Source organism: Allobosea sp. BK604, assembly GCF_004341515.1.
In the GTDB taxonomy this organism is placed as follows: Bacteria; Pseudomonadota; Alphaproteobacteria; order Rhizobiales; family Beijerinckiaceae; genus Allobosea.
Genome location: NZ_SLZF01000004.1, coordinates 535,233 through 550,172 on the forward strand (window position 1 = coordinate 535,233; position 14,940 = coordinate 550,172).

Genomic DNA, 14,940 nt, shown 5'->3' on the forward strand with positions numbered 1-14,940 from the left:
ATATTTGTTCCATAATATGTCTTATGCGAATCGGATTGGCGCGGCTGAGCATGCTCGCCCGTCTGCCGTTCGGCGCTCCCTGCTGCCTGCTCACCTGGCTCTGTAGCGCTGCCATGAGCTGACGCTCCCGCTGATCCTTGGCGCTCCCTCGGCTCCCGGTTCAACGCCGGGATCAGGTCACTTGGCCAGGAATTGGCGGAAGCGTTCCGAACTGCTGTTTCCAAAGACGTCGGCCGGCGAGCCTTCCTCCTCCACCACGCCCTGATGCAGGAAGACGACCTTCGACGACACGTCGCGGGCAAAGCCCATCTCATGGGTGACGACGAGCATCGTGCGGCCTTCCTCGGCGAGCGCGCGCATTACCCGCAGCACCTCGCCGACCAGTTCCGGATCGAGCGCCGAGGTCGGCTCGTCGAACAGCATCACCTTGGGATGCTGCGCCAGTGCACGCGCGATCGCCGCACGCTGCTGCTGGCCGCCGGACAGATGGGCCGGATAATGGTTGCGCTTGTCGGCGATGCCGACCTTGGCCAGCAGGTCCTCGGCCTCGGCGATGCATTCGGCGCGCGGACGCTTCTGCACATGCACCGGAGCCTCGATGACATTCTCGAGCACGGTCATGTGGGACCAGAGATTGAAGCTCTGGAAGACCATGCCGATATGGGCGCGCATCCGATCGACCTGCCTTCGGTCCGCAGGACGCGTCCTGCCACCCGAGGTTTCCAGGCGGATCGTTTCGCCAGCGACCGTGATCTCGCCGGAATCCGGCACTTCGAGCATGTTGATGCAGCGCAGCAGCGTCGACTTGCCGGAGCCGGACGAGCCGAGGATGGAGACGACCTCGCCTTCACCCGCCTTGAGATCGATACCCTTCAGCACCTCGAGTAGGCCGAAGCGCTTATGCAATTTCGCAATCCTGACAGCGGGTTGGATCTCGACGTTCATGCCACGCCTCCCTGCTTGACGAGGGCCGCATGCGGCGCCGGCCGCAGATGCGGCGTCAGCCGGTACTCGAGAAGCTGGATCAGACGGGTCACGACGAAATTGATCAGCAGGTAGATGGCCGCAGCCACGACGAACACCTCGAAAGCGCGATAGGTCTCGGAAATCAGCTTGGCCGCCAGCCCGGTGATTTCGAGCAAAGTGATGATCGAGGCGAGCGCCGTCGCCTTGATCATCAGGATGATCTCGCTGCCATAGGCCGGCAGCGCCTGGCGCAGCGCCAGAGGCAGGACGATCCGGCGCAGCAGCTGCAGGCGCGTCATGCCGCAGGCGAGCCCGGCTTCGACCTGCCCGGCCGACACGGATTGGAGCCCTCCCCGGATGATCTCGCTGCTATAGGCCGCCGTGTTCAGGGTGAGCGCGATGACGGCGCACCAATACGGCTCGCGCAGGATCGGCCAGAGGATGCTCTGGCGAATGCCGACGAACTGGCCGAGCCCGTAATAGATCAGGAAGATCTGGACGAGCAGCGGGGTCGAGCGGAAGAAGAAGACATAGGTCTTCACGAAGGCGCTGAGCGGCCCGATCTTCGAGACCCGCATCAAGGCGAGCCCCAAGGCGAGCACTGCGCCCAGCCCGACTGCCGAGGCGGCAAGCTTCAGCGTCAGCGGGATGCCCGGGAGCAAGGTCAGCAGGGTCTCGTAGAGGAAGGCGAAATCCATCACACCCTCCTCATGCCGCGCGTGAAATGCTGCTCGCTGCGCCCGAGCAGCCAGCCCGAGACGCTGGAGATCAGCAGATAGAGGATCGCCGCGGCGAAGAAGAAGGTGAAGGGCTGGCGGGTCGAGCCCGAGCCGATCTGGGCCTGGCGCATGATCTCGACCAGGCCGGTCACGGAGATCAGGGCGGATTCCTTCAGCACGAGCTGCCAGACATTGCCGAGGCCGGGCAACGCATAGCGCAGCACCAGCGGCGCCACGATGCGGCGGAACATCAGCGGGCGCGACATGCCGGTGGCGAGCGCGGCCTCGATCTCGCCGCGCGCGACATTGCGATAGGCACCGCGGAAGACCTCGGTGTGATAGGCGCCCGAGACCACGCCTATCGCCAGCGCGCCGGCCAGGAAGCCCGGCAGGCTGATGAAGCCGGTGGCACCGAAGAACCGCCCGATCGGCGTCAGCACCGCGCTCGAGCCGAAATAGAACAGGTAGATCACCAGCAGGTCGGGAATGCCGCGCAGGACCGTGGTGTAGGCATCGGCGGCGGCGCGCAGCGCGACGCCGCCCGAGAGCTTGGCCCAGGCGCCGCAGACGCCGATGACCGCGCCGAAGGCAAAGCCCGCCAACGCGACCGCGATCGTCATCGCGGCCGCCGTCAGCATGGCAGGACCCCAGCCGCCCGGCCCGAAGCCGAGCGTCGTCAGAAAGGCGAAATCGGTCATGCGGAGCCCTGCCCGGCTCTGACGCGATTATTGCGGCGTCAGGTCGAGCTTGCTCCACTTGGTCGAAATGGTGCGGATCGTGCCGTCTCCGGCGGCTTCCTTGATCGCCTTGTCGAAGATGGCGCGCAGGTCGTCATCGCCCTTGCGCACGCCCATCGCGACATCGGTCGCCAGCGGCGGGCCCTTGATCAATGGGCCGGCGAGCGCGATGTCCTCGTTGCCCGGCTTGTCATGCAGCGTCGCCGCATAGACGGCGCTATCGAAGCCGATATCGATGCGGCCGGCGATCAGGTCGAGATCGCGCTCCTGCGAGGTCTTGTAGGTGCGCACGCTGACATCGTCGCCGAAATATTGGCGGATGAGCTGCTCATGGCTCGTCGACTGCACGACGCCGACCGTCTTGCCCTTCAGGATCTTGCGGATCTCGGCCATGACCGGGTCGGCCTTCGCCTTGTCGGTGAGGTCGAGACGCTGTTGCGCCAGCGGCAGCGCGGCGAGGCCGCCGCTCTTGCTCACGGTGAAGGTCGCCGCGCCCGTGGCGTAGGGCACGGTGAAATCGACGATCTTCTTGCGCGCTTCATTGATGCCGAGCGACATCACCATGTCGAACTTGCCGGCATTGAGGCTTGGCACGATGCTCGACCACTCGTTCGCGATGAGCTCGCATTCGACCTTGGCGCGCTTGCAGAGATCGGCGAGCAGGTCGACATCGAGGCCAACCAGCTTGCCGTCGGCGGTCGTCGCGTTCCAGGGCGGGAAAGCGCCCTCGATGCCGATGCGGACCTTGGTCCAGTCCTTGGCCGGAGCAGGCAGCGCGGCGAGGCTCGCCAGCGCAACGGCGAGCGCGAGGGCGGATGGCTTGAGTGTCATAGTCCCCTGTCCTTCTTGGTTTGGTTCAGGCAGTCGGCAGCGCCCTGGAGGGCGTGGAGGACGCGGTTGCGCGCCCTGCGGGCCTCCACCACGTAGAAGTTCTTGTCGGCTTCCTCGGCGTCGGCGAGCTCGCGCAGGCATTGCAGCGCGGGCCAGGAGGGCAAGGTCCTGGCGGGATCGGGCCGAAAGCGATCGCCGCTGGTATAGTTGATCGGCACGAGCAGGCGGGACGCGGCGATCAGCGCCTCGTCGATACGGCGAGCCTGTGCCTCCCCCTCGCCTGCGGGCAATGCAGCAGCGGCCTTCAGGGCGGCAGTCGCCTGCTTGAGCGAGGCAATATCGAAGCGGCCGGCCAAGGCGGTCTCGATTGTGCCGAGCTCGGCCAGCAGGTTCTCGGCATAGGCGGCATAGTCGAAGGGCAGCGTCGCGTCAGTGAGCAGATGCCAGAGCGTGCGCAGTACGATCCGCGTGTCGCGCACGAGCCCGTCCGGATCGATCTTGTCGGCGAGATCGTGCGGCGTATGCCACCACCAGCCGAGCGCCATATGCGCCTCGCCTGGCCGCTTGGGCTGATGGCTGAGGCTGCCATACATCGACGGGACACCGATGCCCCAGAAGGACTGGTCGGCGACGCGGCCATGGCGGTGCCCGGCATGGAGCTGTCCGGTCTCTGCGGCGATCGCGCGGGCGGCCAGGCCCTGCAACTCGTCGACCGTGCTGTTGTTGCCGAGCACATCGGCGCCGATGCCGCCGGTGGAGTCGACATTGACATGCGCGGCGCAGCGCCAGTCGAGCTCGGCGAAATGCTCATCCGCATACCAGGCCGAGCCGGAATAGCGTCCATGCGAATGGCCTGACCAGAAGCAGACGCGCAGGCCGCGCCGCCATGACGAGCGGTTCTCGGCGAGGACGCGCGCGGCCTCCAGCATCGTCGCATTGGCCGAGCCATTGTCCATGACGCCGTAATGCCAGCTGTCGTGATGGCCGGAAAACAGGATGAACGGCGTCGCCTCAACGCCCTCGGGCGCATCGAGATCGCAGACGAGCAGCGGTGTCTGGCGCCAGCCGGTCTCGACCTCGGTCGTCAGCGCCGCGGTCAGCCCCTCGCCCGCGAGGCAGCGGGCGCGCAGCTTTGCACCGTCATGGCGCGAGACCGTCGCCGCCGCAACGGTCGGCAGCAGGCCGAGCGTCAGCTGCGAGGGACTGCCCCAGACCGTGGAAATGCACATCTCGTGGAGGTGCTCAGTCGGCGAGATGTGGATTTCGGCGAGTGCGCCGGCTTTGGAGGCGCGATCGGCCACGTCCTCGACCGCGACGCCTTCGACCAGCACGATCTTGCCGGCGACATCGGCCTTGTCGAAATCGGCCTGCTCGCCCTCCCCGACATAGACCAGCGGCGCCCTGATGCCGGCCGGGCCGGTCGGCACCGACATGGAATGGGTGATGCTCGCGATCTCGACGCCGTCGACCACGAGGCGGGATGAGCCCGGCAGGCTGATATAGGCGTCGTGCTGCAGGAGCTGCGTGCGATAGCCGTAGCCGCGCATGGTCGCTTCGAGATAGCGGAAGCTCTCCAACTCCTCCGGCGTGCCCGAGAGTTTGATGCGCTTGGCGAACTCGGCGATGTGAGCCATCAGCCTTGTGCGGTCGACGCCGCCGGCCGGCGCTTCAGTCGGTTTGGTGACGGCGACGTCCATGGCGATCTCGCTTCGAGCATTTCCGCGTTTCTCCGAATCGCGAAAATTCTCTATCTCTTTGTGTTGACGCATTTTCTTCACGCGAACCGGTGTCCACTTCGCTCGAAAATGCTCTAGTGGGCGGCCATATCGAGCGGCGGCTCGATATCGGCGGTGATCGGGTTTTGGAACGGGTTGTCGGCGCGAAACGCGGCGAACGCATCCTTGGCCGCCTGCATCAGCGCCGGCTGCGAGAGCGCATCGACCGCAACGCCGGCCATGGCCTTGGCCGCGAGCGCCAGGCCCTTATGCGCCGCCGGCGCCCTGCCCTGCGCGACGAGTTGCCAGGAATGGCCGGGAGTGCCCACCGCATAGCTGGCGACGCGGCACTGCACGGTCGGCACGACCCAGCTCACCGTCCCGACATCGGTCGAGCCGACGAAGAGATCGGCATTGAAATCGAGCGGGTAGATGTCCTCGCTGAGCGACTCGCCCTCGCGCACCGGCAGGCCGAAGCGGCCATAGGAGGCGCGGATATCCTCCTTCGAGAAGGTCTTCTGGAACTCCGCCGCGAAGGCGCGGTCGGCGGCGTCGAAGCCGGGGCCGCCAAGGCTCGTGAGATTGGCGTGCATCGCCTCTTCGAGCGGGCGATTGCCGACGAGGTTGGCATCGCCAGATAGCTGCTGGATCGCGACCGTGGTCTCGCTCATCAGCGCAGCACCTTGCGCGACGTTCTTGACGCGGCGAACCAGGTCCCACATCTCGTCGAGCGTGCGCGCGCGGATGAGATGGCGCACCGTCGCCTTCGCCTGCACGACATTCGGCGCGATGCCGCCGCTATCGATCATGGCGTAGTGAATGCGCGCCGAGGACGGCATGTGCTCGCGCATGTAGTTGACGCCGATATTCATCAGCTCGACCGCGTCGAGCGCGCTGCGGCCGAGATGCGGCGAGGCAGCGGCATGGGCGGCCCGCCCGTGAAAGGTGAACTCGACCTCGACGCAGGCGAGTGAGATCGGCTTGTTGACGCCGGTGAAGGCGGCTGGATGCCAGCAGATCGCGATATCGACATCGTCGAACAGCCCGGACCGCACCATGAAGCCCTTGGCCGAACCACCCTCTTCCGCCGGACAGCCGTAATAGCGCACGCGCCCGGCGATGCCGTTATGGGCAAGCCAATCCTTCACCGCCGCCGCGGCCAGCAGCGATGCGGAACCAAGCATGTTATGGCCGCAGCCATGGCCGTTGCCGCCTGCCTGAAGCGGCTTCTGAACCGATGTGCCGGCCTCCTGGCTCAGGCCCGGCAAGGCATCGTATTCGCCGAGGATTGCGATGACTGGACCGCCCTCGCCCGCTTCGCCAACCATTGCGGTCGGCAGGCCGGCGACGCAGGTCTCGACACGGAACCCTTCCGCCTCCAGCATCGCCGCATGCTCGGCGGCCGAGCGCGTCTCCTGGTAGTTCAATTCGGGCGTGCCCCAGATCCGATCCGAGAGGGCGAAGAACGCGGCGCTCTTCTCATCGACCCGGCGCCAGACCTCTTTGCTGTTTTCCATTCAGATGGTCACTTCAAATACGCGGCAATTTTGGCGCCAATTTTTTCTCACGATTGGCGGGCGCGGGCAAGCCACTCTCGCATGGAATTTCTGTCGGGTGGGATGCGCACTGCGAGCCGCCGACCGTCGGGGCGCTCATGGCGCGCCGAACGAGACGGACAGCTTCGGCTCAGGCAGCGCCGGGACGCTACCCGAGCCGAAGCCCGAAGAACCGCCTCGTCAATGACCGCTGAAGACGAGTGTCTGGATCGGCAGCACGAGCGCCTGGATACGCAGGAGCAAGGCGTGGACGAGGCCCACCGCGTCCACGGCGTGAAGCATGATCTTCCGGGTCGTGCTGATGTTTCCGGATGTGATCAGATCGTGGTTGCTGGAATAGGCATTGGCGATGCAGGTGCTGCCGGGCGTCACCCCGTCGAGCCCGCCGGCATAGAGCGGCTCGAGGAAAGCCAGCAGGGTGCCCGGTCGCTGGACCTGCTGCGCATCCAGCAACTGCTCGCCGGCACGGATCTGCCCTGCGGCGATGAAGTCCTGCACGCTGGTCACCACCATCGGGATCACCACCCAGGGTTTCGACATACAAGTCGCCTCGGCCACCATGCCGACCTTCATGACCTGCGCCTCGATCTGCGAGAAGCCGGCCTGAATCGAGACACGTCCGGCCTCCTGCGGGATCAGCACGCCGCCAGGCCGCATGATCGGAGTGACGATGTCGCCGACGCGCAAGGTGAACTGCTCGACGCGCCCGCTCACGCCGGCCCTGACGGTCGTCTTGTCGAGATCCGTCTGGGCCTGTGCGAGGGCCGCTTGTGCGCTGGCTCTCTCGGCGGGCAGCGAGGTCGAGATGCGTGCCTGCGTCGTCGCCTTGACCGCAACGGCCGCAGCGACGCCGGCCTCACGCCCGGTCACCAGGACCTCGAGACGCTCGATCTCGCGCCGGGCGACGACGTCGTCATTGCGGCGCCTGAGCTCCCGCTTGGTCTCAAGCTCATCGACCGCCTGTTGCAGCGCGCTTCTGGCCTCCTGGATCTTGCTCTCGTCGGATACGATTTCCGTCTGCGCGACGACTATCGCGGCCTCCACCTCCGCGATCTTGCGCCGGGCCGTTTCGACCGCGGCTTCCTGCGCGCTGCTGTCGAGCTTGAAGATCGGCGCGCCCTTCTCCACCGGGCCGCTGATGCCGACAAAGACTTGCGCAACGCGCCCGGTGGTCTCGGAGATGACCGGGATGGTCCGGAAGAACAGCGTCGCGTTGGTCGTCGACGGGTGGTTGTAGAAGATCACCGTGATCAGGCCGACCGTGAGCATCAGGCACGCCGTGATGCCCCAGCGCAGCTCAAACCACACCGAATAGAAGGTGATTTCCTTGCCGAGCCGCTTTCCCTGCCGGTATCTCCGGTAGAGATAGTCGGGAACGATGGTGAGAAGCGAGCAGACGAGAAGCTCAAGCATGGGTCACCTCCCCGAGGCGCTCAGCCTGCCGCTCGCTCTCGCCGGGGCCTGCCGGAGGCTGATGGGCTTCCGGCTCGGCTCGCACTGCCGCGTTCGATGCGCCGCCGCCCCGCCCCATCCCGGCCATCCGTTCGAGGGCATGCGCCATCCTGCCGAACAGGCCGGAGAAGTCCGGGATATCGATCAGGGCGAGCAGCAGCGCCGCCACCCAGAACAGGTGCACATGAGTGAACAGCGCCAGCAATCCCAGCACCGCGCAGATCTCGAACTGGAGCTTCTGCGACTTATGTGCCAGTCGCTCAGGCAGGGTGTGCAGCCGCAGGAAGATCAGCCCGACGCCGAGTACTGCGCCAATCAGCACGAAGGCCATCACCACCATCAGGTAATCGGTCTCACCCGGCGCCGTGATGAAAGCCGGTAGGTGGTGCGGCGCGGCGGGATGCGTAGCGGTAGCCATGTTCTATCTCCGATCCAGCTTTCGGTCAGCTGCGCTGCACCGAAGTCTGGGTGATCCAGTTTCGCGCGAAATTCGACTCTTCGTAGCCATTCGACTTCTGCCGTTTCGGCAGCTTGATCTTTTCCTTGGGCAGCCCCTCGTAGGGGATCGAAGAGAGGATGTGAGAGATAACGTCGAGGCGCGCGCCCCTCTTGTCGTCGGAATGAACGGCATACCAGGGAGCCCAGGCCGTATCGGTCGCGCGGAACATGTCGTCGCGTGCACGCGAGTAGTCGTACCAGCGCGAATAGGACTTCAGGTCCATCGGAGAGAGTTTCCAGACCTTCCGCGGGTCGGTGATCCGTTCCTCCATCCGGCGGGTCTGTTCCTTCTGGCCGACTTCGAGCCAGTATTTCAGCAGGATGACCCCTGAATCGACGATCGCCTTTTCGACTGCCGGCGCGATCTGCAGAAACGCCTTGGCCTGTTCTTCCGTGCAGAAGCCCATGACCCGCTCGACGCCGGCACGATTGTACCAGCTGCGATCGAAGATGACGATTTCGCCGGCAGCCGGGAGATGCGGCAGGTAGCGCTGGATGTACATCTGGGATTTCTCCCGCTCGGTTGGCGGCGGGAGCGCAAGGACGCGAAAGACCCGCGGGCTGACACGTTCGGTGATCGCCTTGATGACGCCGCCCTTCCCGGCGCCGTCACGCCCTTCGAAAACAATGCAGATCTTCGCGCCCGCACGCTTGGCCCATTCCTGGAGCTTCACCAGCTCCGCATGCAGATCACGAAGCTTCCGCTCGTAATCCTTCCTGCTCAAGGGTTTGTCGACCTTTGCGTCCATGACCGGTCTCCCCATATCTCCCGCATCATGGGACCGGATATCCGGCCCGATGATCCAACTCCTTGTTTTAGCGTCGGCATTTCCCGGGAACGCAATCTGCTTTTCGGGTAGACGCACTAGGACCAGCTGAGAAAGAACGCCACATCCCCTGGAAGGCCGCCCGGCCAGTCGATGATCATGGCGCGGAGCTTGTACTTTGCCGGCTGCAAGTGCTCCTTCCAGAACTCGAAGGCCTGGCGGGGACGTCCGGTCAGGGTCGTCGGCCAGTCCGGCTCGGCATTGTTGATCGCCCTGCCCTTGTCCGTGCAGAGCGCACTCGGGAAGCGCATGACCAGGACTTCCCTCTCGCCGCGTTCCGCCGCGGCGCGCGTCTTGGTCGCCAGGCTCTGCTTGATCTCGGCGATCTTCTCGGGCGTGACGGCAATCTCCTCCTGCAGCGAGGAGACGAGCTTCTTCCTCGCCGCCTCGGCCTTGTCCATGGCGTCAAGCATCTTGGACGCCTTCGCCATCTCCAGATCCGTCATGTAGGAGCGGAGATCGTCTGCCGACATGAAGCTCTCGTCGGCGAGAGTTGCCGCTTTGTCGGTATGGCTCGCGGTCGACATCGCTCGCCTCTCCTTCACTGTTCATGGCCAGCTGGAGCGGATCGGCCCTGCCCGGTTGCCCGGACAGGGCGCCTCGCCCCGGAACGCGCCTAATTGAGGATGATGTGGAACGCCTCGGCGAAGGTGAGGTCGACCATGTCGCCCCTCCTCATTGTCTGCAGCTCCGCCCTGATGGCCGGGTCAGCCACGTTGAGCGTGCGCGGACCAAGCGGGCCGACATAGCTCACGACATTGGTGGCCGGATCGAACCGCTCGAACCTTGCCGTCAGCGTCAGCGCGCGCACGACATACTTGTCCGGCAGGTTCTGGAACTGTGGTCCGCTCACCGCTTCGGTATAGGTGATGCCCGGCTTGGCGCCGCGCCTGCTGCGCCTGACCTCCAGGACCGCGCCCTCGATCCGCCTGATCTCGACCGTGTCGCCGACACGGACATTCGAGAGATCGCCGAAGAGCGGCGGGACGTCGACAAGCCATCTGCGACCGCGCTGCTCGACGATCACAGATCGGCTGGGCCGGTCGACCGACACCACCCGGACGCTGAGGCTCTCGATCTCCACCGGCCCGACGCCGGCGACGATCACGGTCGTGGTGTTGACAACCGGCGTGGTGGCGCAGCCCGCGACGGCCGCGGCAATTGAAAGCGCAACAATCCAGCTAATGTGCTTCGACATGGGAAACCTCTCCACTTGGACAGCAATTCGGTTTCGGCTTGAGTATCGAGGTTCGGAGCGGTGCTACCGCTCGTGAACCGCTTGCCGAAGCTCGGCTTCAAGTCCGTCGATGATTTGCCTGTACTCGGCGCAACGCGCCTCCTTCCCCGGGAGTGTTGAATTCTCCCACCGCTTGAGAGCGAGTTCGGCCTCGGCGAGATCTCCACACAATGTGCGGAAGCTTTCGCTGAGAAGAACCAATTCTTCGATCGACTTCTTATGTGTCGGCAGAAGCCGAATAGCGGCCAGAACGCCCGGATCCATTGGAACGAGCCCCCCGCGAAAGGCCATAATTATGTAGCGGGGCGCCGGGGATGGGAGTAAATAACGGGAGGTTACAGAGATCATCCGGCCTAAGTAGAGAAGCTTTTACGTGGATTTACGGCCGGGGGGCCAATTCCATGGAACGGCCTGCGCCTAGGAATTGTGTCGATGACGATGGATCCGGGGCCCGACCGGCGCCGGGGCCCGGCGAAACTGATGTCCGAGCGCAGCTCGACCGCATTCTCGCGAGCGCCGAATTCAACGTGCCCGAGCGGGTGCGGCAGTTTCTCTCCTATGTGGTCGAGCAGACGCTTGCCGGCCATGCCGACCGCATCAAGGCCTATTCCGTGGCGGTCGAAGTCTTCGGCAGGGACTGCAATTTCGATATCCAGAACGATCCCGTCGTTCGCATCGAGGCCGGCCGGCTCAGGCGCGCCCTGGAGCGGTACTACCTCCTGGCGGGCAGCCCCGACCCGGTCCTGATCGAGATCCCAAAGGGTGGCTACGTACCGCATTTCTGCTGGCGGGCGGACGACCTCAAGCAGCCAAAATTGCCGCCAGGGCCGGCGCCGGTGCTGAAGCCGCAGCCCAGCTCCTCGATTGTCGACTGGCTGAAGCAGCCGTGGCTCGTTGGCTCGGCCGTCGCACTGGCGATCGGCTCGGCCTTTGCCTTCATCTGGATGGCGGATCTGTCGAGCCCGGCCGCCTCCGCGAAGGGCCCGGCACTTCAGGAAGGGCCGTCCCTCATCGTCAAGCCGTTCGTCAACCTCTCGAAGAATCCCGATGCAGATATGTACGCCGCTGGTCTCTCAGAGGAGATTCTCGCGCAGCTCGCCCGTTTCAAGGAGCTGACGGTCTTCGGCCGGGAGACCTCGGTCGCCCTCGCGCCAGGTGCATCCGCCCCTGATATTCGGCGCCGCTTCGGCAGCCGCTACGTCCTAGAGGGCAGCGTCCGCCTTTCCGACGACAAGCTCAGAATCACCAGCCGCGTTCTCGATGGCGAAACGGCCGCGATCATCTGGTCGGAGGCCTATGATGCCGACCTGCGGGCCAGCAGCATCGTCGATATCGAGATGAGCATCGCGTCCAAGGTCGCGACCGCGGTGGCCCAGCCCTATGGCATCCTCTTCAGGGTGCCTCCGGCGGCAGCGTCGGGGACACGGCCGCTGCCGAGCCTCGAGGCCTATCAGTGCTCCTTTCGCTTCTACCGATATCGCACCGTGCTGAGTCCGACCGAGCATGCGCCGACGCGCGAGTGCCTGGAGCAGATTACGACGCGCTACCCCGATCATGCCACCAGTTGGGCGATGCTGTCCTATCTCTATCTCGACGAGGATCGCTTCCAGCTGAATCGGCGCCCCGGCTCGCCGACGCCGATCGAGCGGGCGCGTGACGCTGCTCAGCACGCCATCCGACTCGATCCGCAGAATGTCCGGGCACTGCAGGCCCTGATGACGGTCCTCTTCTTCAGCAACGAGCCGACAGAGGCGCTACGCGTTGGAGCCCAGGCGCTTGCGCTCAATCCGAACGATACCGAGCTGCTCGGCGAGTTCGGCAGCCGCGTCGCGCAGGCCGGGGACTGGAAGCGCGGGGCCGCACTGCTCGAGGAGGCAATGGCACGCAATCCCGGATATTCCGACTATTATGTCGGGATCCTCGCTTTGGCGGCCTATATGCAGGGCGAGGATACGCGGGCGCTCGAACTGATCCGGCGCGCCAATCTGCAGCGCTTCGCGATCTATCACTTCGTCGCCGCGCTCATCTTTGCGCGTACCGGGCACGAAACCGAGGCTGCCGAGAGCCGCGCGCTCTTCCTCAAATTGAGGCCAGGTTTCTTCGCCGACTTCGAGGGCGAGCTCGACAAGCGCAACTTCAACGCGAGAGACCGGGCCATCCTGACCCGGGGTGCCGTCCAGGCCGGATTTCCGGTGAAACCGCGCCTTGCAAGTGGCACGGAATAGTCATCACGCGAGCGATTTGAGTGTTCCGACACGGCAACCGCCCGCTCACGTAGCCTACTGTAACCTACTACCTGCCACCCGAAATGCGGCTTTGACTGATTTCAATCAGTGAGCGCATCGATCGGGGGAAGCGCAGCTGGTCGTCGTATCGCGGCGGCGCTCAATGGCGGATGTCGCGTGTGTATCGCACTGCCCCGATGGAATGGTTGGCTCGATAGAGGCTTTCGCTGATGCGAACGCATCGCGAGCGGGCATGGCCCGCGTCGGCGCGGAGGATTCAATGATCGGGATGGCTCACCGGATAAGCCTAGGCCTGCTCGCAATAGCTGTTGCTACGCCCTTTCAAGGCGCCTTGGCGCAGACGAGCAGCCTGCAGGGCGCCTGGCTCGAGGAGGGGCTCTCCTGCGGCAGCGTCTACACCACCGCGCGCAGTGCAATGGCTTTCAAGCGGCCGGCGAGCGCCTTCATTCCGGCTTTCATCATTTCCGGCAAACGCCTGTCGACGCCGCTTGCCACCTGTCGGATCGTCAATGTCACGACGAGCGGCGACCGCCAGATCATGAGCCTCCACTGCACGACGTCGATTGCGAGCGATTCCGCACGGGCTGTTCTCGCACCGACATCCGATGGTGGCCTGCTCCGCTATCTCGCCGCCGAAGGAGGCATCGCTACCAAGTATCAGCGCTGCGACCGCGACAATCTGAAAGCGCGCGACGGTGGAGGAACGAGCGGCCGGAGCGCGACGCCCGGGCGAAGCCCGTCATGACGGGCCGCGTTCCACGTCACCGCAGCGAGCATGGAAATCGGGGGATTTGCCATGTCGGCACTTGTGCATCTCGTCGATGATGATGTGACGTTTCAGGCAAGTATAGGCAGGGTGCTGCAGGCATCGGGATATCGGCTGCAGGCCTATCACAGCGCGGAGGAAATCCTGAACCATCTCCCTGACAGCGCCAGCGAGAGCTGCATCGTCATCGATGTTCAGGTTCCCGGCGCGGGAGGGCCAGATCTCTACGACCGGTTGCTCGAGGCCGGCTCGAGCCTGCCGGTGATTTTCCTGGCTGGTTATAGCGATATCCGCACCACCGTCCGCGCCATCAAGGCGGGCGCCGAGGATTTTCTGGCGAAGCCCGTCGAGTGCGACGAGTTCATCGGGGCGATCGACCGCGCGATCGCGCGGCATCGCCTCGCCAACGAGCAGGAATCCTGGGCCCGCCAGCGTACGCTGCGGCTGAGGCACCTGACCCCGCGGGAACGAGAGGTGTTCGACCTCGTGGTGCGCGGCAAGATGAACAAGCAGATCGCCCACGAGCTCGGGACCACCGAACGGACGATCAAGGCCCATCGCCACAAGGTGATGGAAAAGATGGAGGTTCGCTCCGTCGCCGAGCTGGTCTCCTGTGCCGAGCGGCTCGGCCTGCTGCGGCCGGCGAACCGATAGCGAGCCGCCGGCTCGACCTATCCGCGAGGAGCATTGTTCACGTCCGAAATGGACTTCCACTGTGACGCTTCCGCATCGCACACCCGAGGGGCTGAAGACGCCGAAAGCCGCCGCGGTGGCCGGCATCCTGTTCTCGGTTCTGCTGATATCGGCGATCGTGCTGGTGCTGCAGACCTTGCGGCTGAACCCGCGCGATCCCGGCGATTGGCTCGGCGCGCAGTCCTGGAAGGTCGCGCTCGCGCTCAACCTGATCCCCTTCGCCGGCATCGCTTTTCTCTGGTTCATGGGCGTGCTGCGCGACAGGATGGGCGAGCAGGAGCACAAGCTATTCGCCACGGTCTTTCTCGGCAGCGGGCTTCTCTTCGTCGGGCTGCTGTTCACCTCGGCATCCGCAATCGGCGCAATCCTGATCACACATGCCGCCCTGCCGCGTGAGCTCGCCGGATCCGTGACCTTCACCCTGGCACGCTCCTTCGCCTATCACCTCACCAGCATCTATGCGCTGAAAATGGCCGGCGTCTTCCTGCTGACGGCCTCGACCATCGTCCTGCGCACCGGGATCACCGGCCGCTGGACGGCGATCGTCGGCTATGCCGCGGCGACGTTCATCCTGATCGGCAGCCATTTCATGGACTGGACCTTCATGATCTTCCCGATCTGGGTGCTGATGGTCAGCATCGACATTCTGGTCCGCGAATATCGGCGCCCCGAAAAGCCAGCATAGTGGAGGTTGCAG

15 protein-coding genes are annotated in these 14,940 nt (G+C 64.8%); 4 read left to right on the plus strand and 11 right to left on the minus strand.

The features are described 5' to 3' along the window. Nucleotides 1-177 precede the first annotated feature (177 nt). The 11 genes from EV560_RS15525 to EV560_RS15575 all read right to left on the minus strand — a co-directional run bounded on the left by EV560_RS15525 (nt 178) and on the right by EV560_RS15575 (nt 10,499). The gene (locus tag EV560_RS15525; RefSeq protein ID WP_131856664.1) at nt 178-945 is read right to left on the minus strand and encodes an ABC transporter ATP-binding protein; all 768 of its coding nucleotides are present in this window, start codon (nt 943-945) and stop codon (nt 178-180) included. Continuing rightward, complete coding sequence (locus EV560_RS15530; RefSeq protein ID WP_131856665.1) at nt 942-1,664, minus strand: ABC transporter permease; 723 nt, start codon at nt 1,662-1,664, stop codon at nt 942-944. Before EV560_RS15530 ends, EV560_RS15525 begins: the two co-directional genes overlap by 4 nt. Continuing rightward, a complete protein-coding gene (locus tag EV560_RS15535; protein WP_131856666.1) occupies nt 1,664-2,383 on the minus strand; it encodes an ABC transporter permease in 720 nt (239 codons plus the stop codon). Before EV560_RS15535 ends, EV560_RS15530 begins: the two co-directional genes overlap by 1 nt. Nucleotides 2,384-2,410: 27 nt before the next feature. Next, the gene (locus EV560_RS15540) at nt 2,411-3,253 is read right to left on the minus strand and encodes a transporter substrate-binding domain-containing protein (RefSeq protein ID WP_131856667.1); all 843 of its coding nucleotides are present in this window, start codon (nt 3,251-3,253) and stop codon (nt 2,411-2,413) included. Beyond that, a complete protein-coding gene (locus EV560_RS15545; protein WP_131856668.1) occupies nt 3,250-4,950 on the minus strand; it encodes a M28 family peptidase in 1,701 nt (566 codons plus the stop codon). Before EV560_RS15545 ends, EV560_RS15540 begins: the two co-directional genes overlap by 4 nt. A gap of 113 nt (nt 4,951-5,063) precedes the next feature. Next, nucleotides 5,064-6,485 (minus strand): amidohydrolase, encoded by a 1,422-nt coding sequence (locus tag EV560_RS15550; protein WP_131856669.1) that lies wholly within the window; start codon nt 6,483-6,485, stop codon nt 5,064-5,066. A gap of 219 nt (nt 6,486-6,704) precedes the next feature. Further along, complete coding sequence (locus EV560_RS15555) at nt 6,705-7,937, minus strand: HlyD family secretion protein (RefSeq protein ID WP_131856670.1); 1,233 nt, start codon at nt 7,935-7,937, stop codon at nt 6,705-6,707. Continuing rightward, complete coding sequence (locus EV560_RS15560) at nt 7,930-8,394, minus strand: hypothetical protein (RefSeq protein ID WP_131856671.1); 465 nt, start codon at nt 8,392-8,394, stop codon at nt 7,930-7,932. The genes EV560_RS15555 and EV560_RS15560 overlap by 8 nt, the downstream gene beginning before the upstream one ends. A 25-nt stretch (nt 8,395-8,419) precedes the next feature. Next, nucleotides 8,420-9,238, minus strand: a complete 819-nt coding sequence (ppk2, locus tag EV560_RS15565; protein WP_131856672.1) for a polyphosphate kinase 2 — start codon at nt 9,236-9,238, stop codon at nt 8,420-8,422. Nucleotides 9,239-9,339: 101 nt separating this feature from the next. Beyond that, nucleotides 9,340-9,828 (minus strand): hypothetical protein, encoded by a 489-nt coding sequence (locus EV560_RS15570; RefSeq protein ID WP_131856673.1) that lies wholly within the window; start codon nt 9,826-9,828, stop codon nt 9,340-9,342. Between the two features lie 89 nt (nt 9,829-9,917). Continuing rightward, nucleotides 9,918-10,499 carry a hypothetical protein gene (locus tag EV560_RS15575; protein WP_131856674.1) on the minus strand — a complete coding sequence of 194 codons (582 nt, stop codon included), beginning with the start codon at nt 10,497-10,499 and terminating at the stop codon, nt 9,918-9,920. Nucleotides 10,500-10,852: 353 nt separating this feature from the next. Between EV560_RS15575 and EV560_RS15585 the strand changes: the two genes are divergently transcribed. The 4 genes from EV560_RS15585 to EV560_RS15600 all read left to right on the plus strand — a co-directional run bounded on the left by EV560_RS15585 (nt 10,853) and on the right by EV560_RS15600 (nt 14,928). Next, on the plus strand, nt 10,853-12,763 hold the full coding sequence (locus EV560_RS15585; protein ID WP_131856676.1) for an adenylate cyclase: 1,911 nt from the start codon (nt 10,853-10,855) through the stop codon (nt 12,761-12,763). 253 nt (nt 12,764-13,016) lie between these two features. After that, nucleotides 13,017-13,529, plus strand: a complete 513-nt coding sequence (locus tag EV560_RS15590; RefSeq protein ID WP_131856677.1) for a hypothetical protein — start codon at nt 13,017-13,019, stop codon at nt 13,527-13,529. A 51-nt stretch (nt 13,530-13,580) separates the two neighbouring features. After that, complete coding sequence (locus tag EV560_RS15595; protein ID WP_131856678.1) at nt 13,581-14,204, plus strand: response regulator transcription factor; 624 nt, start codon at nt 13,581-13,583, stop codon at nt 14,202-14,204. A 61-nt stretch (nt 14,205-14,265) separates the two neighbouring features. Then, nucleotides 14,266-14,928, plus strand: a complete 663-nt coding sequence (locus EV560_RS15600; protein WP_131856679.1) for a hypothetical protein — start codon at nt 14,266-14,268, stop codon at nt 14,926-14,928. Nucleotides 14,929-14,940 lie beyond the last annotated feature (12 nt).